The following is a 24,047-nucleotide window of genomic DNA, read 5'->3' as shown; positions in this document are numbered from 1 at the left end:
CACCGCCGCCGACACCGCGCCGGCGACGCGCGCGCCGACCGCCAGCACCGCGCCGGCTGCCGGCCCGGTGGGCACGATCGGCGCCGCCACCCTGGTCGGCGTCGACGTGAAGAACAGCAACGGCGAGAATATCGGCGAGATCAAAGACGTCGTCGTCGACGGCAGCGGCAAGGCGACCAGCATCATGCTCGGCACCGGCGGCGTGCTCGGCCTGGGCGAGCGCACCGTGCCGGTCGGCTGGGACCAGATCCGCATCATGAGCGACGACGCGGGCAAGCTGCAGGCCACGACCTCGCTCACCAAGGAGCAGATCGAGGCCATGCCGGAATACACCAAGGACAAGGGTGCCTGGCGCGCGAAGTAGCGAGATCGCAAGTAACGAAGTCTAGCGGCGCCCCCTCATGGGGGCGCCGTCCTTTTGCGCCCGCCGGCCGGAGGCGCGCCAGCGGGCGTTCCCTATTTCGCCGCAACCGGCCGCAACACCCAGCCGCCGCCGACCAGATTGCCGCCCTGGCGCTCCAGCACCATGTTGCTGTTCGGCACGCGAACGATCACGCGCTTGCCGTCCTGCTCCCAGTTCGCTTCCACCATGTCGCCGGTGGGCGCGGTGACATAGGCCCGGCTGCGATCGCGGAACTCGATCTTCAGCATGCCATTGGGGGTAGCGAAGCTCTGCCCCGGCAGCGCCTTGGCCTCCAGCCGCTTCTCTTCCTTCTCGACCGCGGCCAGCATGTCGGCGCGCCGCGCCGCCGCGGGCTCGGCGAAGCTCTTGCCGATGATATCGGCCTTGTCGAGCCGCGCGAGGCGCGCGACCTCGCCCTGCATCAGGCCGTCGAGCGTGGCGATTCCCTCGCGCGTCTCAGGCAACGCCGCCAGCCGCTTCTTGAAATCCGGCGCAGCGGCCTTGGCGAGCTCCGCCACGCGATTGCGCATCGCGCCGTCAAATTGCTGAACTCTCGCCATGCCGATCTGCGGACCGGCCTGGGTGCGAAAGCTCTGCTGGAAACCGTCGAGCTGGGCGAGACCTTCGAAGGAGGCTGGGAATTCGGCGAGCTTGTCCTTACCGGCCTTCAGAACCGCATCGGCGATCACCTCCTTCCGCGCATCGGCGTGCTTCTCCAGCTCCTGCACCCGTTCCGGCGGCAGGCCCGCCGACAGCGGCCGTGCGCCGGACTGGCTGAGCATGGCGAGGCTGGAGAGCGAAACCGGCATCGCGTCGATCTTGCCCTTGCCCTCCGCGACGAGCTGGTCGTGAATAGCCATGCGTCGCTTCGCCGCCGCCTCGTCGACAGGCGCGAGCTCCGCCGCGGGGATCAATTTGCCGAGGGTCGTCTTGGTGCGCTCGAGGTCGCGGTCCAGATCGCGCAAGCCCGCGACCGACGCCGGCGCGGCGGCGAGCCGTTCCTGTGCTTCCTTCAATACGACGTCGCGCGACGGCGCGTAGAGCGGATCGATCTTCGCTGGCAGGCGCTTCGAGGCGGTATCGCCGGGTAGATTGCGCAACGCGGTGAAGACTGCCTTCACCTCCGCCTCGATGCGGCGATCGACGTGGCCGCCATAGACAGCGCTCACCCCGCGGTCGTCGCCGGTCGCGAGGAAATGCCGGATGCCCACCACGACGCGCAGCATGTCCATGCCGGGCGGGAAGGCGACCAGCCGATCCACCGCCGGATCGAGCGTAGCATCGGCCTTCTCGATCATCGCGAGCACGGGGCCGAGATTGCGCGCGATCTCGGCCTCGAGGCCGGCGAACTGCTTGGCCGTCGCTCGATCCTTGGCCCGCGCGGCCGCCTTTTCGCAGCCATCGACCGCCTGGCGGGCGGCGGCGACATCCGCCTGAGACAAGCTCTTCGCAGGCTTGCCGAACAGGCGCGTGAAGCCCTCGCCGATGACGGGCTTGGAGAAGCTCGTGGTCACATAGGGGTTGAGGCGCTCGCGCTCGGAAAAATTGCTGGCCTGGATCCACTTTGCCAGAGCCCCGCAATCCGGCGACTTGATCTGCGCTTCGGCCCCTCCGGCCAGAAGGCCGGCGCCTGCAACAGCGATGGTGAAGAGCCGACCAATCATGCGTTATCCCCCGCGTCTCCGCCACAGCGGCCCGGATGCTAGGTCGGCCGGCGGCGAACCCGCCACCATCAAATGGTGGAGACGCGGAGAAAAATCGGACCATGATGTCCATGACGGACGAACAACACTTCCCCGGGAGGGCCTTGTGGCGCTGATCACCTATCTGACCCGCATCCAGTTCGATTTCGGCGCCCTGAAGCTGCTGCCGGCGGAGCTCGACCTGCTCGGCGTCAAGAAACCGCTGCTCTGCACTGACAAGGGCGTGGTGGCGGCGGGCCTCGTGCAGCGGGTACGGGAAGCGGCGGGCCGCGCGATGCCGGTTTATGATGGCACGCCGGCCAACCCGACTGAGGCGGCGGCGCGCGATGCGCTGAGGATCTACCAGGCCGAGGGCTGCGACGGCATCGTCGCTCTCGGCGGCGGCTCGGCCATGGATCTCGGCAAGGCGGTGGCGCTGTGGGCCACGCATGCGGGCGACAGCCTGAAGCCCTACATGCTGATCGAAGGCGGGCTCGCCCGCATCAAGCCGAATGTCGCGCCGCTGGTCGCCATCCCAACCACCGCCGGGACGGGGAGCGAAGTCGGCCGAGGCGCGCTGATCATCCTGGATGACGGCCGCAAGCTCGGCCTGATCAGCCCGCATATCATCCCGAAGCTCGCGCTGTGCGACCCCGAGCTGACCCTCGACCTGCCGCCCGGCATCACCGCCGGCACCGGATTGGACGCGATCGCGCATTGCATCGAGACCTATCTCTCGCCGCAGATCAACCCGCCGGCCGACGCGATCGCGCTGGACGGGCTCGGCCGCGCCTGGGGAAACCTCGAGCGCGCGGTGCAGGACGGGCACGACCGGGAGGCGCGCTGGCAGATGATGATGGCGGCGATGGAAGGCGCGATGGCGTTCCAGAAGGGTCTCGGCGCCGTGCATGCGCTGAGCCATCCGCTCGGCGCGCTGCCCCAGCCCTCGCTGCATCACGGCACGCTCAACGCGCTGTTCCTGCCGCCGGTGATCCGCTTCAACGCCCCGGCGATCGGCGGCAAGCTGAAGGAGCTCGGCCGGGTGATGGGCGTCGACGGCACCACGGAAGGCGTGGCGCAAGCGATCGAGGCGCTGAACCGTCGGCTCGGCCTGCCGGCAAACCTGAAGGCGATGGGCGTGCCAGCCGCAATCCTCGACAAGGTGGCCGAGGACGCGCCGAAGGACCACAGCCACAACTCCAATCCGCGGCCCGCCACGGTCGCCGATTACCGGGCGATGCTGGACGAGGCCTACGCGTGAGCGAGACGACGGCGCCGGACGGCTCGCTCCGGCGCCGCCTGCATGCCCTCTACTATGGCAACGACGTCACCGCGCAGCGTTTCCGCTATGCGTTGCTCGGCTTCGACATCGTCACCATCATCTTCTTCATCGCCTCGTCGCTGGTGGAACCGGCGCTGTGGTTCTATGCGCTCGATTATTTCATCGCGGCGGTCCTCCTCGCCGATTATGTCGCGCGCATGCTGGTCGCCAACAGCGCCTGGCGCTCCGCGCTGCGCTTCACCTCGATCGCCGACGCGCTGGTGATCCTGTCGCTGCTGATGCCGGCCTTCACCGACAATCTCGGCTTCCTGCGCGTCGCCCGCATGCTGCGCCTGATGCGGTCCTATCACCTGCTGCGCGAGCTGCGCCGGGATTGGCTGTGGTTCCGCCGCAACGAGGAGGTGATCCAGTCCGGCATCAATCTGTTCGTCTTCGTGTTCGTGATCACCGCCATCGTCTATGTCGTCGAGGGCAGCCGCAATCCGGCGATCAACAACTATTTCGACGCGCTCTACTTCACCGTCACCACGCTGACCACCACCGGCTTCGGCGACATCACCATGCAGGACACGGTCGGCCGCGTGCTGGCCGTGGTGATCATGGTGGTGGGCGTCGGCCTGTTCCTGCGGCTGGTGCAGTCGATCTTCCGGCCGGTCAAGGTCAACTTCCCCTGCCCGGATTGCGGATTGCAGCGGCACGAGCCGGATGCCGTGCACTGCAAGCATTGCGGCCGGGTGCTGAACATCCCGAGCGACGGCGAGGCATTCTGACGGCGCCCGGAATTTTTTCGCCTGTGCTCCCAATCGGCGTGGACCTTCGGGCCGCGGCTTCCATATTCGCCTGAATACCCAACATGGCGGGGTTGCCATGCCGAGCTATCGCGTTTCCCCTATCGACGATGTCGCAACCGGCTTCCACGTCCTGGCCGAGGGCGTGGCGGCGGCGCGGCGCCTCGTCGCCCTGAACGTTCCGGAGGCCGCCGGGGCGGAGAATCCGGCCAGCTATGACTGCCGGCGCGACGACAGCCTTCCCACGGCGCCCGGCGAGATCGCGCGTCACGATGGCGCCACGGTCAAGGTGGCGCGGTACTGAGGGGCCTTCCGGCGGTCGCCGCAATGGCGCCAAGATTCGGGAATCTGCTAACATTCGACTACGCGACCGGGCGGGCGGGGCCGGGTCGCCAGGAGGATGTAACGATGACCGGGGCCTTGAAGCTTGCAGGTCTGGCCGTGGCGCTATGGGCCGGCTTCGCGGCATTGCCGCAACCCGCGGCGGCCGACAGCTTCTCGTTCAGCTACTCGACCGGACGGCCGTATTACGGGCACCGGCACTATGGGCACCGTCACTACGGCCCGCCGCGTCATGCCTACTATTATTACGGCCCGCGCTTCTACTACCCACCGCCGCCGCCGCGCGTCGTCTACTACTATCCGCCGCCGCCACCGGTGTTCTACGTCCCGGTGCCGCGCGGGCCGGCCGTCGCCGCGCACCCGACATCGCCGGTCTTCCAGACGCCGCAGGGGCAGCACTGCCGGGAGTATCAGGCGAACCTGAACATCGGCGGCGCGGTACAGCCGAGCTACGGCACCGCCTGCCTGCAGCCGGACGGGACGTGGCGGCTGATGAACTGATATCTGCCTCGTCCGGGCAGAGTTGGGCACACCGGGGCACTTGGCGGAAAAGCGCAATCACTTGTCATGGCGCGGCTCTGGCACGCGCGGAATGCTGTCGCGCACCGCGTGAGACCCTGCGAGGCGACGATGGCGCTGCAACTGCGGCCGAACTGCGAATACTGCGACAAGGACCTGCCGCCAGAAGCGCCGGACGCGCGCATCTGCTCTTATGAGTGCACCTTCTGCGCCGTCTGCGTGGACGACCGGCTGCACGACGTGTGCCCGAATTGCGGGGGCGGCTTCGTCCCTCGGCCGATTCGCCCGGTACAGGAATGGCGGCCAGGCCTCTCCACAGCCAAGCGGCCGCCATCGACGACGCGCATACGGCTGTCCTACACGCTGGAAGAGATCGCGGCGCACAGCGCACGCATCCGCGGCATTCCCCCGGAGCGCCGCTAGCCCCCGACGGGACGGAAGAAGGTGATGACAGGCTGGTAGCGCCAGCCGGAACCGGTGACCACCTCCGCCACCGGCCCGCGCAATTCGTTCAAGTTGAAGCGCCACGTATAGGCCGGGTCGAGCGTCGGGCGGCCGTGCTTGAACTGGAAGCCGAGCACGCCGCCGCGCTCATAGGCGAAGAAGGTGATGCCCCAGTTGCGCCGGTAGCGGAAATCGACGCCGCCGGCGCTGGCCGACCAGCCGAGATCGACGGTCGAATCCATCGCCCGCGCCGCGTGACGCCGCTCGTCGAGCCGCAAGGTCAGGCGGAAGGTGCGGCGCAGGCCTGCGACGCGCATCAGGTCGAACCACTTCGCATCGGCATAGCGCCAGTCGACCAGGATTTCGTTCGGCCGCGTGCCGCGGGTGACGGTGAACGGCAGGTCGCGCCCGTTCAGCGCCATCAGCCGCTGCTCCAGCACGGCGGCGGAGACCGGCGCAACGCCCGGCGCGGCGCTCGTCGTCGCAACCCAGCTCGCCGCCCGTCCGAAGATGAAGAACTGAAGGAGCGCCCAGCCGAAGACGCCGGCGCCGACGAGCATCAACTGTCGCTTGCTCGGCACCTTGCGCGCCGCCGGGTTGGGCACGAGGTTGAGGCCCGGCATGCGGGCGAGGCGCCGCTCCGCCGCGCCGGGCTGGAAGCCGAGCACCACCAGCAGGCGCGTCGGGTCGCGCAGCAACAGGCCGGTCATGCCTTCGCGCGCCGTGATGCGCTCGCCCACGGCAAGCCGCTCGCGCCTGGTCACGCCGTACTGCGCGAGCAGAGTGGCAATGCCGTATTCGGTGCGGCCGGCATCGCGGAACCGCGCCGCCGCGGCGAGCGTGCCATCGGCATTGACCGACGCCGCCGCTGCATCGGCCTGGGTCAGGATCTGACGGAGGTCGGCCACCTGCCGATCGGCGGCGAGCAGCCGCGCCGCATCGACGAAGCTGCCGGATTGCACGGTCCAGGCCGGATCGAAGCTGAAGGCGGGCGGCGGCGGCCATTGCAGGGGACCGATCTCGCTCTGCACGAAATACAGCACGACGGCCGGCAGGCCGATCATAAAGCCGAACAGATAGACGACGAAGAAAACGACGATGCGCCGCCACACGGCCGAGCCCCCCGCCGGCCGGCCGCAACTGGCCTGCCGGACCCCGAGCCCATAGTATCGCGCCGGACGCGCGGCGCGACAGCGTGATGCGATGCGACAGGGCGGCGCGAGGGGACCGGAGGCATGGGCGCGGGCTTGAAATTTCTGTTCGGCGGCGGCTGGTGGACGCCGTGGTACGCGATGCACTGGCTGATGCTGCTGCCGATCTGGGGCTTCTATGCCTACTTCCGCGACTTCAAGCCGGGCGCCGGGCCACAGGGCGGCGAGGCGATCCTGCTGTTCATGATGCTCTACGCCATGGTCGTGGTGGGAGTCGGCGTGATCAACGCGCTGATCGTGCTGGCCACCGGCAGCGGGCCGTGGTGGCTGCGCTTCCTCCTGCTGCCGCTTCTCCTGTTCCTCGTGCCGGTCGTCGCCCTCTTCCTCGGCTTCGCCATGGCGGATACGGCGAGCGATGCCGATTTCACCGATGCCGCGTGGTGGCGCATCGCCGTCACGCTGCCGGTGCTGGTCGTGCTCTGCTACGCTGTGAACTTCTGGGCCCTGGCAACTGTGCGCGGCGCACGTGCCGCGCCCGTCGCCGGCAGCCCCGTGTTGGGAGGATAGATCCGATGGTCGAACGGCCGGCTTTCATCGAGGCGGGCAAGGGCGCGGTGCCGCTCGTCTTCCTGCACGGCATCGGCAGCGATTCGAGCTGCTTCGCCCGCGAGGTCGCGCATTTCGGCCAGCACCGGCATGCCGTCGCCTGGGACGCGCCGGGCTATGGCGCCAGCGCCTTTCCGGCACGCTTCGACTGGGCGACCCTGGCCGAGGCGCTGGCCGCGCTGCTCGACTTCCTCGGCGCCAGCAAGGCGATCGTCTATGGCCATTCGATGGGCGGCATGATCGCGCAGGAATTCGCCGCGCGGTATCCGGACCGGCTCGCCGCCTTGGCGCTGGTCGGCACCACGCCCGCCTTCGGCTCCAAGGACGGCAATTTCGAGAAGGAGTTCCTCGGCAAGCGGCTCGGCCCGCTCGAGGCCGGCAGGACGCTCGGCGATCTGGCGCCGGAACTGGTCAAGGCGATGGTGGGCGACAATCCGAACATGGCGGGGCTCGCCACCGCCAAGGCGGCCACCAGCCGGCTGTCGCCGGACACCTACCGCGCGGCGCTGAAGAACCTGATCGGCTTCGACCGCAAGGCGGATCTGGCGAACATCAAGGTGCCGACCCTGGTGCTGTCCGGCGAGAAGGATCCGAACGCGCCGGCCAAGACGATGAAGCGCATGGCCGATACGATTTCGGGCGCGATGTACCGCGAGATCCCGGGCTGCGGCCACCTGATCAACCTGGAACAGCCGGAAGCGCATGACGCGATGCTGGAGGAGTTCCTGGCGACCTTGCCCTAGCATCCGCTGGCACGGCTCTTGCTGATGCTCGTGCGGTGCGGGAAACTGCTCCCGTGACGGCGTGAGAGGAAGGTGCCCATGCAATCCCTCGCCCCCAGCCTGGCCGAGATCCGCCCCGACGCGCCGGAGGAGATCCCGGTGCTCGACCTCGCGCCCTATCTCGCCGGCGAGCCCGGCGCGCGGGAGAAGCTCGGCCTCGAGCTCCGCCGCGCCTTCGAGGAGATCGGCTTCTATTTCATCACCGGCCATGGCGTGCCGCCGGCGCTGGTCGATGCGGCCTTCGACGCGGCGGCGCGCTTCCACGCCCGGCCGCTGGAGGAGAAGCTCGCCATCAAGGTGGACGAAAACCTCTCCGGCTACCTGCCGCTGCGCGGCGCCACGACACGGCATTCGCCGATCAACCCGAACAACAAGCCGAACGTCAACGAGGCCTTCTTCGCCCGACGCGATGTCGGCCCCGACCATCCCGATATCGTCGCCGGCAAGCCGTTCCGCGCGCTGAACAAGTGGCCGGCGAACCTGCCCGGCTTCCGCGAGACGGTGGTGGCCTATCAGCAGGCGATGGAGAAGCTGGCGAAGTCGCTGCTGCCGATCTACGCCGTGGCGCTGGATCTACCGGCCGACTATTTCGAGGCGGCCTTCGCCGACCCGATGTACACCTTGCGCATGTCGCATTATCCGCAGCACGAGCCGGCGGAGAACGAGTTCGGCCTGGCGCCGCACACCGATACCAGCTTCATGACCATGCTGGCGCAGAACAAGGTGCCGGGGCTCTCGATCCGCCTGCCGAACGGCAAATGGATCGACGCGCCGGCGATCGACGGTGCCTTCCTGGTCAATGGCGGCGATCTGCTGCGCCGCTGGACCAACGACCGCTTCCTCGCCACGCCGCACCGGGTGGTGAACCGATCGGGGCGCGAGCGCTATGCCATCCCGTTCTTCTTCGATTGCGGCGCCGAGGTGCCGATCCACTGCCTGCCGACCTGCCGCGAACCGGGCAAGCCGCCGCGCTACGAGCCGATCACCTATGCCGCCTACATGGCCTGGTACCGGCAGATGAACTACGGCGCCGCGAAGGACAAGTCGGGCGAGAGCCTGGCGGCGTATTGAGGGTTGCGGCACTGCGTCGACTTCCGTAGCTAGGCGACTTCCTTCTCCTTGGGGAGAGGGTCACGCCGCCGCCCTCTTCCGTGATCGATTCCGCCGCATCCGAACCGCGCACAAGCTGGCCTGTCGTCGCCGTCGCGATCGGCTGCGGCGTGCTGGGGGCGGTGCATTTCGGCAAGGTGCCGCCGGCGCTGCCGGAGCTGCGCCAGGTGTTCGGGCTGGACCTACCTTCGGCCGGCTTCCTCGCCTCCTCGTTCAGTCTCGCCGGCGCGCTTCTCGGCACCATCGCTGGCGCCCTGGCGGACCGGCTGGGGCGGCTCCGCGTGCTGGTCGGCGGACTGCTCTCGATCGCCTGCGGCTCCCTGCTCGCGGCCGGCGCGGACACGGCGGCGCTGCTGCTCGTTGCGCGCGGCTGCGAGAGCGCGGGCTTCCTCGCCGTCGCCGTCACCGTGCCCGGCCTGATCGTGCAGGCGACCGCGCCGGGCGATCGCCGGCTCGCGCTCGGCATCTGGGGCGCCTACATGCCGGCCGGCATGGCTATCGCGATGGCCGTGGCGCCGACGCTGCAGGCGGCGACCGGCTGGCGGGCGCTCTGGCTTGCGCTCGGCATCGCCACAATCGGCATGGCGGCCGGCGCGTGGTCGATTTGCCGCGGCCTGCCCCGGCAGACCGCTTCGAGCGCTATCGGCGCCGCGCTGCGCATCGTCGCCGGCAGCCCGGGTCCGTGGCTGCTCGGGCTTGCCTTCGGCACCTACGCCCTGCAATGGGCGGCGCTGGTCACCTGGCTGCCCACCTTCATGATCGAGCAACTCCAGCTCGCGCCGGCCACCGCCGGCCTGCTCACCGCCTTGGTCGTCTTCGTCAACGTGCCAGGCAACGTGGTCGGCGGCGTGCTGGTCAATCGCGGCGTGCCGCGCTGGGCGCTGGTCGCGCTGGCGCAGGCGGTCATGGGCGCGTCGATGCTGGCGATGCAGCTCGCGCCGATTCCCGATCTCGCGCGCTATGCCGCGGCGATCGTCTTCTCCGGCGTCGGCGGGTTACTGCCGGCCTCGGTACTCGCGGGTGCGCCGCGCCATGCCGGCGATGCCTCCCGCATCGGCCTGGTCAACGGCATGATCGTGCAGGGCGCCAATCTCGGCACCGTCAGCGGGCCGCCGGTTCTGGCCTTCCTGGTGGCGGCGCTGGGCAGCTGGCAAGTGGCGAGCCCGCTGATCGCCGGCTTCGCGGCTCTCGGCATCGGCGCCGCGCTGGCGCTGCGCCGCGTCGAGGCGCGCCTATGAGGCGCGGCGATTTCTACCTGCTCGCCACCACCGCCTCCTGGGGCGCCAGCTTCGCGGTGGCGAAGCACGGCCTGTTGTTCATGCCGCCGATGGCCTTCGCCGCGTTCCGCTATCTGCTGGCGGCGCTGCTGCTGCTGGCGGTCGCGGCCTGGCGCAGCCCGTCGCTGCGGCTGCCGCGCAGCGACTGGCCGCGCGTCGCACTGATGGGCCTCGCCGGCGTCGGCTGCTTCCAGACCTTGTGGCAGCACGGCGTGCCGCTCACCAGTTCGGCCAATGCGGCGATCCTCGCCAACACGACGCCGCTCTGGGCCGCGATGATGGCGCCGCTGATCGGCCAGCGCGTGACGCCACGGGCCTGGGCCGGCATCGCGATCTGCTTCGCCGGCGTGTTCCTGGTGATCAACGGCTCGCTGACCGAGCTCAGGCTCGGCGGCGGCGGGCTGGCCGGCGACCTGATGATCTTCCTCGGCTCGGTCTTCTGGGCGATCTACACGGTCGGCATGGCGCCGCTGGTGCAGCGGCACGGCGCCCTGGTGCCGATCGCCTGGTCGAGCCTGATCGGAACGGCGGCCATGCTGCCGTTCGGCATCTGGCAGGGAATCGGCACCGATTGGGCAGCGGTGCCGGCCAGCGCCTGGGCGGCCTTCCTGTTCCTCGGCATCGTTTGCGCCGGGCTCGGCGTGGTCTGGTGGAACGAGGGGGTGCGCCTGCTCGGCCTCGCCCGCGGCGTCGCCTATTCCTACACCATCCCCCTGTTCGCCATCCTGATCTCGCTTCTATGGTTGGGCGAGGTGCCGGGCTGGGTGCAGGGCGCCGGCATCGTCGTGGTGCTGGCGGGCTTGCGCCTGACCCGCAGCGGCTGAATTCGGAGACGTGATGACGCGCTCGCTCTATTTCGAAGACCTGCAGCCGGGCTTCAAGGTCGAGACCAGGGCCGCCACGGTGACCGACCGCGACGTCGCCGAATTCGCGCTGCGCTTCGACCCGCAGCCGATGCATCTCGATGCCGAGACGGCCGCGGCGAACCAGTTCGGCGGGTTGATCGCCTCCGGCTTCCACACGCTGTCGCTCGGCTTCGCCCTGTTCTTCCGGCTCGACATCCTGCGCGACAGCAATCTCGGCTCGCCCGGCATGGAGGAGGTGCGCTGGGTGCGCCCGCTCCGCCCCGGCGACACCGTGCACATGATCGCCGAGGTCACCGCCGCGCGCGCCTCGCAATCCAAGCCCGATCGCGGCGTCGTCTGGATGCGCCACGACCTCTACAATCAGGACGGCCAGCTGGTGATGAGCGCCAATTGCATGCACATGGTGAAGCGGCTGGCCTAGAAATCGCACAAGGGGAGGAAACCGGCCCATGACGACATTCGATCACGCGGCTCTGTTCCGCGCCGGGCTGCCGCCGGCGGCGGCGCGCTTCAACGGCTTCCCGCGCTACAACTTCATCGGCGGCCACAACGATGCCGGCAGCGTGCCGGTGGAGGCGCTGGTCGAGGCCTCGACCAACGTGCTGCGGCGCGAGGGCCGCACGCTTGCGACCTATGGGCTGGAGAGCGGGCCGCTCGGCTACAAGCCGCTGCGCGCGTTCATCGCCGGCGCGCTGAAGGCGCGCGCCGGCATCCAATGCGCGGCCGACGAGATTCTGATCACTTCGGGCTCGCTGCAGGCGCTCGACCTGGTCAACGCCCTGTTCCTGGCGCCGGGCGACACGGTGGTGCTGGAAGGGGCGACCTATGGCGGCACTTTGACCCGCCTGCAGCGGCTCGGCGCCAGGTATGTCGGCGTCGAGCTCGACCGGGACGGCATGCGCATGGACCAGCTGGTCCGCGTGCTCGACGACCTCAAGGCCAAGGGTGTCCGGCCGAAATTCATCTACACCATCCCGACGGTGCAGAACCCGACCGGCACGGTGATGCCGGAGGCACGGCGGCTCGAGCTCCTGAGGATCGCGGCAAGCTACGGCACGGCGATCTTCGAGGACGATTGCTATGCCGACCTGCTGTGGGAAGGCACGCGGCCGAAGGCGATCCGGGCGCTCGATACGCGGGGACAGGTGATCTATTGCGGCTCGTTCTCCAAGTCGATCGCGCCGGCCTTGCGCATCGGCTACCTGGTCGCCGACTGGCCGGTGATGAGCCGCATCCTCGCGCTCAAGACCGATGCCGGCAGCGGCGCGCTGGAGCAGATGGTGGTGGCGGAATATGCGAGCCGGCATTTCGATGCCCATGTCGCCGAACTGAATCAGGTGCTGAAGGGCAAGGCGGAAGCGATGGCCGCGGCGCTGGAGGAGCAGTTCGGCGCCGCCGCCGAGTTCGCGCGGCCGAGCGGCGGCATCTTCATCTGGATCACCCTGCCGAAGCAGGTTGACACCACGCGGCTCGGCCAGGTCGCGCTCGCCGAAGGCGTGGCGCTCAATCCCGGCGCCGAGTGGTCGGCCGATGCGGCGGCGGGGCGGCACCGCCTGCGGCTCTGCTTCGCCAATGCGGAGCCGGCGAATATCCGCGAAGGCGTCGCCAGGCTGGCCGAGATCTGCCACCGCGAGTTCGGCGTGCCCAAGCGCAGCGCCAACGTCGCGCGCTAGCCGGCGGGCTTCCCCGGATCGAGGTCGAGGCGCTGGGCCTCGATCACCGCCTGGGTGCGCGAGCGGACGCCGAGCTTGCGCAGGATGGTCGTCACATGCGCCTTCACCGTCGCCTCGCCGATCGAGAGCTCGTGGGCGATCTGCTTGTTGAGCTTGCCCTCGCGCATCAGCGACAGCACGCGCCATTGCTGCGGCGTCAGGTCGAAGCTGCCGGCGGCGAGGGATTGCGGCGCGCTCGCTTCCGGCGGCAGGAAGATCTCGCCCTCCAGCACGGCGCGGATGGTGCCGGCGATCTTCTCGAGCGGCGCCGATTTCGGGATGAAGGCGCTGGCGCCGAGATCGACGGCGCGGCGCATGGCGCCGGGATCGCGCAAGGCGGAGAGCACCGCGACCGGCACGGTCGGGTGCCGGGCGCGGAACTCGCCGAGGCCCGCAAGGCCGTTCATGCCGGGCATGTCGATATCGAGGATGGCGAGGTCGACCGGCTCGTGCTCGACCACGGCGCGCTCGGCGGCGGCAAGATCGGCGACGGCATGGATGCGCAGGCCCTGGAACACCGAGCGCAGCGCCTGGCCCAGCGCGTCGCGCACCATCGGGTGATCGTCGGCCACCACGAAGGTCAGGACCGCGGTCTCGGTTTCCTCCACCATGCGCTTGAGGATACTGTGCCGACAGTGGAATGACGAGGCAGGCGATGGGAGATGCGAGCGCCGAGCTGGCCGCCTTCGCGGTGGCGCTCGCCTGGGACGAGGTGCCGGAGACGGCGCGGGCGGCGGCACGGACCTTCGTGCTCGATTCGCTCGGCGTAGCGCTGGCCGGCGCCGCCCTGCCGGCCACCCGCGCGATGGCGGCGGCGGCCGGCAAAGGTGAGGCGGCGGCGATCTGGGGCGCTGGGCGGCGCGCCGACCCGGCCGGCGCCGCCATGGTTAATGCCATCGCCCTGCACGGCCAGGAATTCGACTGCATCCACGAGGGCGCCGTGGTGCATCCGATGGCGGTGGTGCTGCCGGTCGCGCTCGCCACCGCGGAGACACTGGGCAAGGTGAGCGGGCGCCGGCTGATGGAGGCGGTGGTGGCCGGCGTCGAGGTGGCGCTGGCAATCGGCGTGGCGGCGCGGCAGGGCCTGCGCTTCTTCCGCCCCGCCACGGCGGGCGCGTTCGGCGCCTCCGCCGCGGCGGCGAAGCTGCGCGGCTTCGATGCCGAACGGACGCAGCAGGCGCTCGGCCTCGCCTACGCGCAGCTCTGCGGCACCATGCAGGCGCATACCGAGGGCTCGGCCGCGCTGCCGGCGCAGGTCGGCTTCAACGCGCGCAACGCGGTCACGGCCTGCGACCTGGCGGCGGCCGGCCTGCAAGGCCTTGCGCATTCGTTGGAGGGCCCGTTCGGCTATTTCCACCTGTTCGAGGCGGAAGGCGATATCCGCGCCGTGCTGCCGAGCCTCGGCCGCAGCTGGCGCATGGCCGAGGTGTCGCACAAGCCCTTCCCCACCGGCCGCGCGGCGCATGGCGGGCTGGACGGCCTCGACCGGCTGCGCCGCGAACATGGCTTCGTGCCGGCCGATGTGGCGGCGATGCGGCTGAAGGCGCCGCCACTGATCGGCCATCTGGTCGGGCGACGGCCCTCGCCCGGCATGTCGCCGGCCTATGCGCGGCTCTGCCTTGCCTATGCGGCGGCGGTGGCGCTGCTCCGCGGGCGCGTCTGGCTCGACGATTTCACGCCGGAACGCATCGCCGATGCCGAGGTTCAGGCGCTGGCCGCACGGATTGCCGTCGTCGACGACGGCAATCCGGATCCCAACGCGCTGACGCCGCAGCGCCTGGAGGTCGACCTGACGGACGGGCGGCGCCTTGCCGTCGACCTGCCGCAGGTGCTGGGCAGCCCCGCCGCGCCGCTCGGCCGCGAGCGCCATCTCGCCAAGTTCCGCGCCTGCTGGAACCACGCAAGGCCCGGCCGCGCCGCCGATGGCGAAGCGTTGATCGCGCTGGTCGACCGCGTCGCGGAGCTCGAAGATCTGCGCCCGCTCTTCGCGCTGCTCGCGTGATCGAGCCGCCGGAGAGCCCGGCCCACAACCCGATGCTGCCGGCCTTCCTGATACCGATGGAGCGGCGCTGGCTGACGCTTTCGCCGGTGATTCGCGGCGCACTGTGGATGCTATTCGGCGGGTTGCTGTTCTCGATCATGGGCGTGCTGGTCAAGTTCCTGGGCCAGCGGCTGGACAGCTTCCAGATCGCCTTCTTCCGCGCCGGCTTCGGCTTCGCCTGCATCCTGCCCTTCGCGCTCGCCGCCGGAACCCGCAACCTGCGCACCCGGCGGCTGCCGGCGCATCTGCTGCGCGGCATGCTCGGCATGATCGCGATGTTCGGCGGCTTCTACTCGGTGGTCTACCTGCCGCTCGCCGATGCGACGGCGCTGAGCTTCACCCGGCCGCTCTTCGTCGTCGTGCTGGCGGTCATCATCCTGCGCGAGAAGGTGCGCATCCGCCGCTGGAGCGCCACCGTCGCGGGCTTCATCGGCGTGCTGATCATGCTGCGGCCCGGCGCCGGCACGGTGGAGCCGGCGGCGCTGGTCGGCATCGGCGCCGCCTTCGCCGTCGCCGGCGTCGTCATCATGGTCAAGGACCTGACCCGCACCGAGCAGCCGATCGCCATCCTGTTCTATTTCGGCCTGGTCTCGACCGTGATCGCGCTGCTGCCGGCGATCTGGTTCTGGCAGCAGCCGACATGGTGGGAATTCGGCCTGCTGATCGCCATCGGCGCGCTCGGCGCCGCCGGCCAGGGCGCGACGGTGCGCTCCTATCTCTGCGGCGAGGCGACCCTGGTGGCGCCGTTCGACTACATACGGCTGATCTATTCGGGCGTTCTCGGCTGGCTCTTCTTCGCCGAGCTGCCGGACGGCTGGACCTGGATCGGCGCCGCCATCATCGTCGCCTCCACACTCTACATCGCCTATCGCGAGGCCGAGCTCAGCCGGCAGAAGCGCGGCGGATAGGCGCCGTCCCGCGCGGTCTTGCCAGTTTCGCCATCGCCTTCTCGTCGCGCTTGGCCTCGGCCAGGAGCCAGCCGCGGAAGGTCACGATCTTCGGCAGGGCGGCGGTCGCCTTGGGACAGACGATCCAATAGGTCTTCGCGATCGCGATCGTGTCGGCGAACGGGCGGACCAGACGACCGTTGATCAGGTCGGTGGCGGCGAGCGTGGTGCGGGCCAGGGCGACGCCCTGACCGTCGACCGCCGCGTCGATCACCATGCTGTCGCGGTTCAGCACGGGGCCGCCCGACAGCTCCCGCCCGGTGACGCCCACCGCATCGAGCCATTGCTGCCATCGCTTGCGGTCGTCGATATGCAGAAGCGGCACCCGCAGCAGATCCGCGGGCTGTTTCAGCCGGGCGGCGAGCTTGGGACTGCATACCGGGAACAGTTGCTCGGCGGCGAGCCGCACCGCATCGAGCCCGGGCCAGTTGCCTTCGCCGTGCCGCACGGCGAGATCGACATCCTCGCGTGCGAAATCGACATGGTGCATGGTCGCAGACACCCGAAGGTCGATTTCGGGATGCGCCTCGGCGAAGGCGCCGAGCCGGTGCACCAGCCACTTCGCGGCGAAATCGGGCGAGGTGCTGACCGTCAGCACACCGGAGCTCTGGCGCTGCAGCAACCGTTCGGTGCCCGCGGCGAGGCGGTCGAAGGCGTCGCGCACCACTTCGAGATAGGTCCGCCCGGCGTCCGAGATCACCAGGCGTTGGCGCTCGCGATGGAACAGCTTCAGCCCGAGCTCCACCTCCAGCGCCTTCACCTGATGGCTGACCGCGCCCTGGGTGACGCAGAGCTCCTCGGCGGCGCGGGTGAAGCTCTCGTGCCGGGCCGCCGCCTCGAAGGCCTTGAGCGCGTTCAGCGGCGGCATGCGGCGCGGCATCAGAGGCACCCGACATCATGAGAAAAACTAAGGCAGGCGCGAGAAACCATGCTTTGCGGGCGATGGGCGGCCAGCCCTAGAGATCACGCCATCGGCTCGATCCCGAGCGAGATTTCTGCCCAGCGCGGAGCCCACCATGCCATATCGCCTCGCCCCACTCTACTGCCGGCCCTGGACATTGGCCGGCCTCTCGGCCCGGCTGATCGAGAGCCATTATGAGGTGAATTACGGCGGCGCGGTGGCGCGCCTGAACGCGATCACGGAGGAGCTGGCGACGCTGGCGCCCACCGCGACATCGGCGGTGGCGATCAACCGGCTGAAGCGGGACGAGCTCATCGCCCTCAACTCCACTCTCCTGCACGAGCTCTATTTCGCGAGCCTCGGCGGCGACGGCCGCGCCGTGCCGCAGGCGATGGCCGAGGCGTTCGACCGCGATTTCGGCTCCGTCGTGCGCTGGCAGGACGAGTTCTCGGCGCTGGGGCAGGCGATCGCCGGCGGGTCCGGCTGGGTGCTGCTGACCTATCTGCCGCGCGACGGCCGCCTGCTCAACCAGGTCGGCGGCGATCACGGGCAGAGCATCGCGGGCGGCATCCCGATCCTGGCGCTCGACATGTACGAGCACGCCTATCACATCGATTTCGGCGCCAACGCCGCCGCCTATATCGCGGCCTTCCTGCGCAACATCGATTGGAAGGCGGTGCAGGGGCGCTATCTCGACGCGCAGAGGGCGCCGCGGCCGAGCCAGCTCGAGCAGCCGGAATTCGCCGGCGTGCCGGCGATCGCGCCCGAGGAGGTGAAGGCGATGCTGGAATCCGGCGCGCCGGTCCAGATCATCGATGTCAGGCCCCGGCACTATGCCGCCAAGACGCACGAGATCATGGAGCGCGCCGTCTGGCGCGATCCCGACCGGGTGCAGGAATGGATCGGCGAGCTTTCCAAGTCCGAGCCTGTCGTCACCTTCTGCGTCTATGGCTTCCATGTCGGCTGCCAGACGGCGACGGCATTGCGCGAGGCCGGTTTCGATGCCCGCTACATGGCCGGCGGCCACCACGCCTGGAAGGCCATCAAAGGCAAGACGAAGCTGTTCGCCTGACGCGGCGTATCGCCGGCAAACCGGAGGCAAACCGATGTCGCCGACACCCCCATTCGGCCTGGATCAAAGTCGGACCGCCAATGCGGATCGCCTGCGCCACGCTGTCAGCCCGGCGTTCGACCTCGCCTTGGACGCGATCGCGTGGATTTGGCGATGCTCCTGCCGCATTCGGCAGCGGCAGGCACTGCGGAACCTGGACGACCATCTGCTCGCGGATATCGGGATCTCGCGCGCGGCGGCCATCAGAGAGGCGGAAAAGCGGTTCTGGCAATAAGATCGTGATCGCAAGCATGGCCGAGCAGATTCTAGAAAATCCAATGTCGCTGAAGCAGCAGGCCGAGCTCGGCGCCATGGCGACACCGCAGAACGCCGCCATCCGCGCCATCTATGCCGCACGGGCAGCGCGGGACTTCGGCGACGGCTTTGTTGCCGTGCTGCTGCCCGTCTATCTGACCGCGATCGGGCTCGGCGCCTTCGAGGTCGGACTGGTGGCGACGCTGGCGCTGTTGGGCTCGGCGATGATGACTCTCGGCATCGGCTTCATCGGAGCGCGAGCGGACCAACGCCACCTGCTGCTCGCGGCTTCCGCCCTGATGGTCGCGACCGGCCTCGCCTTCGCGGCTTCCGAAACGCTCGCCGTCGTCCTGCTGGTCGCCCTGATCGGCACGATCAATCCCTCGTCCGGCAGCGTCAGCATCTTCGTACCGCTGGAACATACCGTCCTATCGCGCTCGGTCGGCGCCACCGGGCGGACGCGCATGTTCGCGCGCTACAGCCTGGTCGGCGCCCTCGCCGCCGCCGGCGGCTCGCTCGCCGCCGCGAGCCCGGAACTGCTCGACGCCTTCGGCATCTCGCGGATCGCGGCGTTGAAGGCGATGTTCGTCGCCTACGCGGCGCTCGGCCTGGTCGGCGGCCTGTTCTACGCGCGCATTCCGCGCGACGGCACGCCCGAGGATCGGAAGCCCGTTACCGCGCTCGGCCCCTCGCGGCGCATCGTCTACAAGATGGCGGCCCTGTTCAGTGTCGATTCCTTCGCCGGCGGCTTTGCCGTGCAGTCCTTGATGGCGCTCTGGCTGTTCGACCGGTTCGGCCTGTCGCTGGCGACTGCCGGCGCCTTCTTCTTCTGGTCGGGCGTGCTGGCGGCGTTCTCGTTTCCGGTCGCGGCCTGGCTGGCGGGGCGGATCGGCCTGATCAACACCATGGTGTTCACCCACATCCCCTCCAGCCTCTGCCTGATCGCGGCGGCGCTGGTGCCGAACCTGGAAGTCGCGCTCGCCCTGCTGCTCGTGCGCGCGGCGCTGTCGCAGATGGATGTGCCGACCCGGTCGTCCTATGTGATGGCCGTCGTGACGCCAGCGGAGCGCCCGGCCGCGGCCAGCGTGACATCGGTGCCGCGCAGCTTGGCCGCCGCGGCGAGCCCGGCCATAGCCGGGGCGCTGTTCGCCGCCGGCCATGCCGCCTGGCCGCTGATCATCTGCGGCGTGCTCAAGATCCTGTACGACCTCGCCTTGCTCTGGACCTTCCGGCACGTCAAGCCGGCGGAGGAAGCCTAGGCCGAAGCGCCGTCCCGCAACCCCTCGGCGAGCGCCGCCCGCGCGCGCTCGCGATGCTCGGGCCGGAAATGTGCCCGCACGGCGGCGATGGCGGCGGCGAGCACCGCCGCATCGTCGGTGAAGCCGACCACGGCAACAATATCGGGCACCACATCGGCCGGCAGGATGAAATAGGCCAGCGCGCCGAACAGCACGGCGCGGACATAGGCCGGCGTCGCGCGGTCCATGGCGCAGTAATAGGCAGCCAGCAGGTCCTCGGCGAAGGGGATCTGCGCGACGACGCGCTTCAGCTTGCGCCAGAAGCCGCCACGCACCTTGGCTTCGTCCTCGGCGAGCCTGGCCGGATCGTAGGGGATCAGATCGGTACCGGGCATGATGCCCTCGCGGTCAACCGGTTGCCTTCATGCGGCGCTGCTTGACCAGCTTGCGCAGGATCATGTTGCGCTTCACTGCCGAGATATGGTCGACGAACAGGATGCCGTCCAGGTGATCCATCTCGTGCTGCAGGCAAACCGCCAGCACGCCGTCGGCCTTCAATCGCCGCTCGGCGCCGGTCTCGTCGAGATACTTGATCTCGACCCATTCCGGGCGCTCCACCTCGGCGTATTGTTCCGGCAGCGAGAGACAACCCTCCTCCCAAATCTTGTCGGTCTCGGCGAGGTCGATCACTTCGGGGTTGATGATCTTGAGCGGCTGCTTCGGCTCGTCGTCCTTCGCCAGGTCGATCACCAGCAGGCGCTTCGGCACCCCGACCTGGATGGCGGCGAGCCCGATGCCGGGGGCGGCGTACATCGTCTGCAGCATGTCGTCGAGCAGCTTGGCGATGGACGCATCGACCTTCTCCACCGGCGCGGATTTAACCTTCAGCCGGGGATCCGGGGCGTGAATGATGGGCAGCAGGGCCATGGCAGACCGTAGGTATGTCCGCCCCGGGCCGCCGTCAAGCCATCCGCCCGGCCGATCGGCCGGGATTCATGGTTTCCGCCGGACGGGAACCGGCGCCGCGTGGCCTCGGCCGGGCAAGCGCGCTAATCTTGCAGTGTGACCTCTCCGCTTGCCCCATCCCTTACGCTTCCCTCCGGCGCGCGCCTGCCGCGCTTCGGGCTCGGCACCTGGCGCATGGGCGAGAGCAAGGCCAGGCGCGCCGAGGAGGTGAAATCGCTGCAGCGCGGCCTCGACGCCGGCATCCGGCTGATCGATACCGCCGAAATGTACGGCGAAGGCGGCGCCGAGGAAGTGATCGCCGAGGCGCTGGGCCAGCGCCGCCCCGAGGTCTTCCTGGTCAGCAAGGTCTATCCGCACAATGCCGGCCGCAAGGCCGCCATCGCCGCCTGCGAGCGCAGCCTGAAGCGGCTGAAGACGGAGCGGATCGAGCTCTACCTGCTGCACTGGCGCGGCAACGTGCCGCTGGCCGAGACGGTGCAGGCCTTCGAGCGGCTGAAGCAGGACGGCAAGATCGGCGATTGGGGCGTCAGCAATTTCGACGTCGCCGACATGGCCGACCTGGAGCAGGCGGGCGGCACGGCCTGCGGCGCCAACCAGATCCTCTACAACCTGACCCGCCGGGCCTGCGAGTGGCGGCTGCTGGACCTCTGCCGCCGGCACAAGGTGCCGGTGATGGCCTATTCGCCGGTCGAGCAGGGACGGGTGCTCGGCGACCGCAAGCTGATGGCTTTCGCCCGGGCGCGCGGGCTCACGCCCGCGCAGGTCTGCCTCGCCTGGCTGCTCGACAAGCCGAATATCTGCGTCATTCCGAAGGCGGTGCGCGAGGAACATCTGAATGATGACCTCGGCGCGCTGAACGCGACGCTCGGCGACGCGGACCGCGCCGAGCTGGACCAGATCTTCCCGCCGCCGCGCAAGCCGGCATCGCTCGACATGCTCTGAGGGACCCGCGAGATGACGCAACGCATCGCCGTGGTCGGGGCCGGCGCGGTCGGCGGCCATCTCGCCGCCCGGCTGGCCCGCGCCGGGCATCAGGTGTCGGTGGTGGCGCGCGGCGCGCATCTCCAGGCGATACAGGCGAACGGCCTGGTCTTCGAGGCCGGCGAGGAGCGCCATGTCGCCAAGCTGGCCGCCAGTGCGCGCGGCGCCGATCTCGGCCCGCAGGACCTCGTAATCGTCGCCGGCAAGGCGCAGCACCTGCCGGGCCTTGCCGCCGAGGTGCCGCCGCTGCTCGGCCCCGACACGCCGGTCGTTTTCGCCATCAACGGCGTGCCGTGGTGGTACTTCCACCGCTTCGGCAATCGGCCCTGGACGCGGATCGACCGGCTCGATCCGGGCGGCGCCATCGAGGCGCAGGTGCCGCGCGAGCGGGTGATCGGCGCGGTGATCTATTCCTCCAACACCGTGCCGGCGCCGGGCGTGGTGCGCAGCGTGACGCCGAAGCGCAACCGTTTCGTGCTTGGCGAGCCGGACGATGCGGGATCGCCGCGGGTGCAGAAGATCGCCGCCCTGCTCGCCGAGACCGGGCTGGAGGCGCCAGTTGCACCGGAGATCCGCCGCGAGGTGTGGTCGAAGCTGCTGGTCAATATGGGCAACTCGGCCGGCTGCTGCCTGACCGGCGCGACCGTGGGCCAGATGCTACGCGACGCCGATGCGGTGAAGGTGGCGCGGCGAATCAACGAGGAGGCGGTACAGATCGCCGCCGCGCATGGCATCTATCTCAAGCCCGGCTATTCGCCGGAACAGGTGCAGGCCTCGTTGAGCTCCCCGGTCAGCGGCCACAAGCCCTCGATGCTGCAGGACCTGGAGGCCGGCAAGCCGATCGAGCTCGACGCCCAGTTCGTGGTGCCGCAGGAATTCGCGCGCGCCGCCGGCATCGCCACACCGACGCTGGACACGGTGATCGCCCTGCTCAGGCTCAGGGCGGAGGTTGCAACGTCAAGCTGAACGACACTTGCAAAGATCCTGAGTTCAAGGGACTTGGTGCCGCCATTCGGGAGCTCTTCGCGCCGCTCGGCGGAATCGAGCTTGACCTGCCGCCGCGCAAGCCAACCCTTGAACCTCCGGACTTCGAAGAGCCCCCTCGAGTTCAAGACTGATTGCAGCGCAAAGAAAAACCCCGCCGCGAGAGCGCGGCGGGGTTGCCTTGGGAAACGGCGAGTGGGACTTAACCGACGATCGATCAGGAGCTGTAGTACTGCAGGTACTCGATCGGATGCGGGGTGTGTTCGAGGTTCCAGACCTCTTCCATCTTCAGCTCGATATAGCTGTCGATGAGGTCGTCGGAGAACACGCCGCCCTTCTTCAGGAACTCGCGGTTCTTGTCGAGATTCTCCAGCGCCTCGCGCAAGCTGCCGCAGACCTGCGGCACGTTCTTCAGCTCTTCCGGCGGCAGGTCGTACAGGTTCTTGTCCATCGGGTCGCCGGGATGGATCTTGTTGGCGATGCCGTCGAGGCCCGCCATCAGCATCGCGGAATAGCCGAGATACGGATTGGCGAGCGGATCGGGGAAGCGCACCTCGACGCGCTTGGCCTTCGGGCCGGAGCCGAACGGGATGCGGCACGACGCCGAGCGATTGCGCGCCGAATAGGCGAGCAGCACCGGCGCCTCGAAGCCCGGGATCAGCCGCTTGTAGGAGTTGGTGGTCGGGTTGGTGAAGGCGTTGATCGACTTGGCGTGCTTGATGATGCCGCCGATGTAGAAGAGCGCCATCTCCGACAGGTCGGCATAGCCGTTGCCGGCGAAGAGCGGCTTGCCGGCCTTCCACAGCGACTGGTGCACGTGCATGCCCGAGCCGTTATCGCCCTTCACCGGCTTCGGCATGAAGGTCGCCGTCTTGCCGTAGGAATGCGCGACGTTGTGCACCACGTATTTGTAGATCTGCATGGCGTCGGCGCATTGCAGCAAGGTGCCGAACTTGATGCCGAGCTCGTGCTGCGACGGCGCCACCTCGTGGTGGTGCTTCTCGACGTCGAGGCCCATCTCGGCCATGGTCGAGAGCATCTCGCCGCGCAGGTCGGAGCCCTGGTCGACCGGGGCCACCGGGAAATAGCCGCCCTTGATCGGCGGGCGATGGCCCATATTGCCGCCTTCATAGGCCTTGCCGGTGTTGTAGGGGCCTTCGACGTCGTCGAGATAGACGTAGCTCTCGTTCATCGAGACCTTGAAGCGCACATCGTCGAACACGAAGAACTCGGCCTCGGGGCCGAAATAGGCGACGTCGGCGACCTTGGAGGCTTTCACATAGGCCTCGGCGCGCTTGGCCACCGAGCGCGGGCAGCGCGAATACTGCTCCTTGGTCGAGGGCTCCAGCACGTCGCAGAAGACGGCCAGCATGGTCTGGGCGGAGAACGGATCCAGGGCGACCGAGCTGCAATCGGGCATCAAGGTCATGTCGCTTTCGTTGATCGCCTTCCAACCGGCGATCGACGAGCCGTCGAACATGATGCCGTCCTCGAAGGCGGCCTCGTCCATCATGCGGACGTCCATCGCGAGGTGCTGCCACTTGCCGCGCGGATCGGTGAAGCGGAGGTCCACATACTTGACCTCCTTGTCCTTTATCAGCTTCAGGATTTCCTTCGGATCGGACATGGGATGGTTCCTGCTCGTCGTCGGTTTGTGTC

Annotated in this window: 27 protein-coding genes; 20 read left to right on the top strand and 7 right to left on the bottom strand. The window is 69.0% G+C overall.

The annotated features are described in order from the left end of the window. On the top strand, window positions 1–364 hold a 364-nt coding region (locus DT074_RS16580), incomplete at its 5' end, for a PRC-barrel domain-containing protein (protein WP_162914957.1). Between the two features lie 92 nt (window positions 365–456). Here the strand turns inward: DT074_RS16580 and DT074_RS16575 are convergent. Further along, window positions 457–2,067, bottom strand: a complete 1,611-nt coding sequence (locus DT074_RS16575) for a hypothetical protein (RefSeq protein ID WP_119420968.1) — start codon at window positions 2,065–2,067, stop codon at window positions 457–459. 145 nt (window positions 2,068–2,212) lie between these two features. Here DT074_RS16575 and gbd point away from each other — a divergent pair, with 145 nt between their 5' ends. The 5 genes from gbd to DT074_RS16550 all read left to right on the top strand — a co-directional run bounded on the left by gbd (window position 2,213) and on the right by DT074_RS16550 (window position 5,439). Further along, entirely contained in the window at window positions 2,213–3,346 is a 1,134-nt protein-coding gene (gbd, locus tag DT074_RS16570) for a 4-hydroxybutyrate dehydrogenase (RefSeq protein WP_119420967.1), read from the top strand. Next, on the top strand, window positions 3,343–4,137 hold the full coding sequence (locus DT074_RS16565) for a potassium channel family protein (protein WP_119420966.1): 795 nt from the start codon (window positions 3,343–3,345) through the stop codon (window positions 4,135–4,137). The genes gbd and DT074_RS16565 overlap by 4 nt, the downstream gene beginning before the upstream one ends. A 97-nt stretch (window positions 4,138–4,234) precedes the next feature. Next, window positions 4,235–4,459, top strand: a complete 225-nt coding sequence (locus tag DT074_RS16560; protein ID WP_119420965.1) for a hypothetical protein — start codon at window positions 4,235–4,237, stop codon at window positions 4,457–4,459. A 104-nt stretch (window positions 4,460–4,563) separates the two neighbouring features. Further along, window positions 4,564–4,998, top strand: a complete 435-nt coding sequence (locus tag DT074_RS16555; RefSeq protein ID WP_119420964.1) for an RT0821/Lpp0805 family surface protein — start codon at window positions 4,564–4,566, stop codon at window positions 4,996–4,998. 129 nt (window positions 4,999–5,127) lie between these two features. Then, window positions 5,128–5,439, top strand: a complete 312-nt coding sequence (locus DT074_RS16550) for a DUF1272 domain-containing protein (protein WP_119420963.1) — start codon at window positions 5,128–5,130, stop codon at window positions 5,437–5,439. Here the strand turns inward: DT074_RS16550 and DT074_RS16545 are convergent. Beyond that, window positions 5,436–6,572, bottom strand: a complete 1,137-nt coding sequence (locus tag DT074_RS16545; protein ID WP_119420962.1) for a hypothetical protein — start codon at window positions 6,570–6,572, stop codon at window positions 5,436–5,438. The two genes, DT074_RS16550 and DT074_RS16545, sit on opposite strands and share 4 nt — an antisense overlap. 123 nt (window positions 6,573–6,695) lie before the next feature. On the opposite strand from DT074_RS16545, the gene DT074_RS28115 reads away from it, so the two are divergent. The 7 genes from DT074_RS28115 (at window position 6,696) to DT074_RS16515 (ending at window position 12,925) form a co-directional block, all read left to right on the top strand. Then, window positions 6,696–7,178, top strand: coding sequence for a hypothetical protein (locus tag DT074_RS28115; RefSeq protein WP_162914956.1), 483 nt, complete (start codon window positions 6,696–6,698; stop codon window positions 7,176–7,178). A 5-nt stretch (window positions 7,179–7,183) separates the two neighbouring features. Next, window positions 7,184–7,960, top strand: coding sequence for an alpha/beta fold hydrolase (locus DT074_RS28110; protein WP_162914955.1), 777 nt, complete (start codon window positions 7,184–7,186; stop codon window positions 7,958–7,960). 78 nt (window positions 7,961–8,038) lie between these two features. Then, on the top strand, window positions 8,039–9,070 hold the full coding sequence (locus DT074_RS16535; protein ID WP_119420960.1) for an isopenicillin N synthase family dioxygenase: 1,032 nt from the start codon (window positions 8,039–8,041) through the stop codon (window positions 9,068–9,070). 80 nt (window positions 9,071–9,150) lie between these two features. Continuing rightward, window positions 9,151–10,347, top strand: coding sequence for an MFS transporter (locus tag DT074_RS16530; protein ID WP_119420959.1), 1,197 nt, complete (start codon window positions 9,151–9,153; stop codon window positions 10,345–10,347). Then, window positions 10,344–11,210 (top strand): DMT family transporter, encoded by an 867-nt coding sequence (locus tag DT074_RS16525; RefSeq protein WP_119420958.1) that lies wholly within the window; start codon window positions 10,344–10,346, stop codon window positions 11,208–11,210. The genes DT074_RS16530 and DT074_RS16525 overlap by 4 nt, the downstream gene beginning before the upstream one ends. 13 nt (window positions 11,211–11,223) lie before the next feature. Then, window positions 11,224–11,673, top strand: a complete 450-nt coding sequence (locus DT074_RS16520; protein WP_119420957.1) for a MaoC family dehydratase — start codon at window positions 11,224–11,226, stop codon at window positions 11,671–11,673. Window positions 11,674–11,701: 28 nt separating this feature from the next. Continuing rightward, entirely contained in the window at window positions 11,702–12,925 is a 1,224-nt protein-coding gene (locus DT074_RS16515; protein WP_119420956.1) for an aminotransferase-like domain-containing protein, read from the top strand. Here DT074_RS16515 and DT074_RS16510 read toward each other — a convergent pair. Beyond that, window positions 12,922–13,575, bottom strand: coding sequence for a response regulator transcription factor (locus tag DT074_RS16510; RefSeq protein ID WP_119420955.1), 654 nt, complete (start codon window positions 13,573–13,575; stop codon window positions 12,922–12,924). The two genes, DT074_RS16515 and DT074_RS16510, sit on opposite strands and share 4 nt — an antisense overlap. Window positions 13,576–13,619: 44 nt before the next feature. Between DT074_RS16510 and DT074_RS16505 the strand changes: the two genes are divergently transcribed. Both DT074_RS16505 and DT074_RS16500 read left to right on the top strand, forming a co-directional pair. Beyond that, entirely contained in the window at window positions 13,620–14,966 is a 1,347-nt protein-coding gene (locus DT074_RS16505) for an MmgE/PrpD family protein (RefSeq protein ID WP_162914954.1), read from the top strand. Continuing rightward, window positions 14,963–15,913, top strand: a complete 951-nt coding sequence (locus DT074_RS16500; RefSeq protein WP_119420953.1) for a DMT family transporter — start codon at window positions 14,963–14,965, stop codon at window positions 15,911–15,913. The genes DT074_RS16505 and DT074_RS16500 overlap by 4 nt, the downstream gene beginning before the upstream one ends. Here DT074_RS16500 and DT074_RS16495 read toward each other — a convergent pair. After that, window positions 15,888–16,832, bottom strand: a complete 945-nt coding sequence (locus tag DT074_RS16495) for a transcriptional regulator GcvA (protein ID WP_119420952.1) — start codon at window positions 16,830–16,832, stop codon at window positions 15,888–15,890. The two genes, DT074_RS16500 and DT074_RS16495, sit on opposite strands and share 26 nt — an antisense overlap. A gap of 136 nt (window positions 16,833–16,968) precedes the next feature. Here DT074_RS16495 and DT074_RS16490 point away from each other — a divergent pair, with 136 nt between their 5' ends. The 3 genes from DT074_RS16490 to DT074_RS16480 all read left to right on the top strand — a co-directional run bounded on the left by DT074_RS16490 (window position 16,969) and on the right by DT074_RS16480 (window position 19,478). Then, on the top strand, window positions 16,969–17,925 hold the full coding sequence (locus DT074_RS16490; RefSeq protein WP_119420951.1) for a Fe-Mn family superoxide dismutase: 957 nt from the start codon (window positions 16,969–16,971) through the stop codon (window positions 17,923–17,925). Between the two features lie 34 nt (window positions 17,926–17,959). Then, window positions 17,960–18,199, top strand: a complete 240-nt coding sequence (locus DT074_RS16485) for a DUF1127 domain-containing protein (RefSeq protein ID WP_119420950.1) — start codon at window positions 17,960–17,962, stop codon at window positions 18,197–18,199. A gap of 76 nt (window positions 18,200–18,275) precedes the next feature. After that, entirely contained in the window at window positions 18,276–19,478 is a 1,203-nt protein-coding gene (locus DT074_RS16480; RefSeq protein WP_438503690.1) for an MFS transporter, read from the top strand. Here the strand turns inward: DT074_RS16480 and DT074_RS16475 are convergent. Then, window positions 19,475–19,852, bottom strand: a complete 378-nt coding sequence (locus DT074_RS16475; protein WP_119420948.1) for a YkvA family protein — start codon at window positions 19,850–19,852, stop codon at window positions 19,475–19,477. The genes DT074_RS16480 and DT074_RS16475 overlap by 4 nt on opposite strands. A 13-nt stretch (window positions 19,853–19,865) precedes the next feature. Continuing rightward, on the bottom strand, window positions 19,866–20,384 hold the full coding sequence (gene def / locus DT074_RS16470) for a peptide deformylase (protein ID WP_119420947.1): 519 nt from the start codon (window positions 20,382–20,384) through the stop codon (window positions 19,866–19,868). Between the two features lie 135 nt (window positions 20,385–20,519). On the opposite strand from def, the gene DT074_RS16465 reads away from it, so the two are divergent. After that, window positions 20,520–21,365, top strand: a complete 846-nt coding sequence (locus DT074_RS16465) for an aldo/keto reductase (protein WP_368744723.1) — start codon at window positions 20,520–20,522, stop codon at window positions 21,363–21,365. Between the two features lie 12 nt (window positions 21,366–21,377). After that, complete coding sequence (locus tag DT074_RS16460) at window positions 21,378–22,370, top strand: ketopantoate reductase family protein (RefSeq protein WP_119420945.1); 993 nt, start codon at window positions 21,378–21,380, stop codon at window positions 22,368–22,370. A 235-nt stretch (window positions 22,371–22,605) separates the two neighbouring features. Here DT074_RS16460 and glnA read toward each other — a convergent pair whose 3' ends face one another. Then, entirely contained in the window at window positions 22,606–24,015 is a 1,410-nt protein-coding gene (gene glnA, locus DT074_RS16455) for a type I glutamate--ammonia ligase (RefSeq protein ID WP_119420944.1), read from the bottom strand. Between the last annotated feature and the right edge of the window lie 32 nt (window positions 24,016–24,047).

Source organism: Desertibaculum subflavum (assembly GCA_003576705.1).
Classification (GTDB): domain Bacteria; phylum Pseudomonadota; class Alphaproteobacteria; order Ferrovibrionales; family Ferrovibrionaceae; genus Desertibaculum; species Desertibaculum subflavum.
This window is presented reverse-complemented; position numbering and strand designations above follow the sequence as displayed.

Excerpts from the sequence above, each read along its gene's own strand:
- DT074_RS16575 (WP_119420968.1), bottom strand. The coding sequence starts at position 2,067 with ATGATTGGTCGGCTCTTCACCATCGCTGTTGCAGGCGCCGGCCTTCTG.
- DT074_RS16560 (WP_119420965.1), top strand. The coding sequence starts at position 4,235 with ATGCCGAGCTATCGCGTTTCCCCTATCGACGATGTCGCAACCGGCTTC.
- DT074_RS16555 (WP_119420964.1), top strand. The coding sequence starts at position 4,564 with ATGACCGGGGCCTTGAAGCTTGCAGGTCTGGCCGTGGCGCTATGGGCC.
- DT074_RS16550 (WP_119420963.1), top strand. The coding sequence starts at position 5,128 with ATGGCGCTGCAACTGCGGCCGAACTGCGAATACTGCGACAAGGACCTG.
- DT074_RS28115 (WP_162914956.1), top strand. The coding sequence starts at position 6,696 with ATGGGCGCGGGCTTGAAATTTCTGTTCGGCGGCGGCTGGTGGACGCCG.
- DT074_RS28110 (WP_162914955.1), top strand. The coding sequence starts at position 7,184 with ATGGTCGAACGGCCGGCTTTCATCGAGGCGGGCAAGGGCGCGGTGCCG.
- DT074_RS16535 (WP_119420960.1), top strand. The coding sequence starts at position 8,039 with ATGCAATCCCTCGCCCCCAGCCTGGCCGAGATCCGCCCCGACGCGCCG.
- DT074_RS16525 (WP_119420958.1), top strand. The coding sequence starts at position 10,344 with ATGAGGCGCGGCGATTTCTACCTGCTCGCCACCACCGCCTCCTGGGGC.
- DT074_RS16520 (WP_119420957.1), top strand. The coding sequence starts at position 11,224 with ATGACGCGCTCGCTCTATTTCGAAGACCTGCAGCCGGGCTTCAAGGTC.
- DT074_RS16515 (WP_119420956.1), top strand. The coding sequence starts at position 11,702 with ATGACGACATTCGATCACGCGGCTCTGTTCCGCGCCGGGCTGCCGCCG.
- DT074_RS16510 (WP_119420955.1), bottom strand. The coding sequence starts at position 13,575 with ATGGTGGAGGAAACCGAGACCGCGGTCCTGACCTTCGTGGTGGCCGAC.
- DT074_RS16505 (WP_162914954.1), top strand. The coding sequence starts at position 13,620 with ATGGGAGATGCGAGCGCCGAGCTGGCCGCCTTCGCGGTGGCGCTCGCC.
- DT074_RS16495 (WP_119420952.1), bottom strand. The coding sequence starts at position 16,832 with ATGCCGCGCCGCATGCCGCCGCTGAACGCGCTCAAGGCCTTCGAGGCG.
- DT074_RS16490 (WP_119420951.1), top strand. The coding sequence starts at position 16,969 with ATGCCATATCGCCTCGCCCCACTCTACTGCCGGCCCTGGACATTGGCC.
- DT074_RS16485 (WP_119420950.1), top strand. The coding sequence starts at position 17,960 with ATGTCGCCGACACCCCCATTCGGCCTGGATCAAAGTCGGACCGCCAAT.
- DT074_RS16480 (WP_438503690.1), top strand. The coding sequence starts at position 18,276 with ATGGCGACACCGCAGAACGCCGCCATCCGCGCCATCTATGCCGCACGG.
- DT074_RS16475 (WP_119420948.1), bottom strand. The coding sequence starts at position 19,852 with ATGCCCGGTACCGATCTGATCCCCTACGATCCGGCCAGGCTCGCCGAG.
- def (WP_119420947.1), bottom strand. The coding sequence starts at position 20,384 with ATGGCCCTGCTGCCCATCATTCACGCCCCGGATCCCCGGCTGAAGGTT.
- DT074_RS16460 (WP_119420945.1), top strand. The coding sequence starts at position 21,378 with ATGACGCAACGCATCGCCGTGGTCGGGGCCGGCGCGGTCGGCGGCCAT.
- glnA (WP_119420944.1), bottom strand. The coding sequence starts at position 24,015 with ATGTCCGATCCGAAGGAAATCCTGAAGCTGATAAAGGACAAGGAGGTC.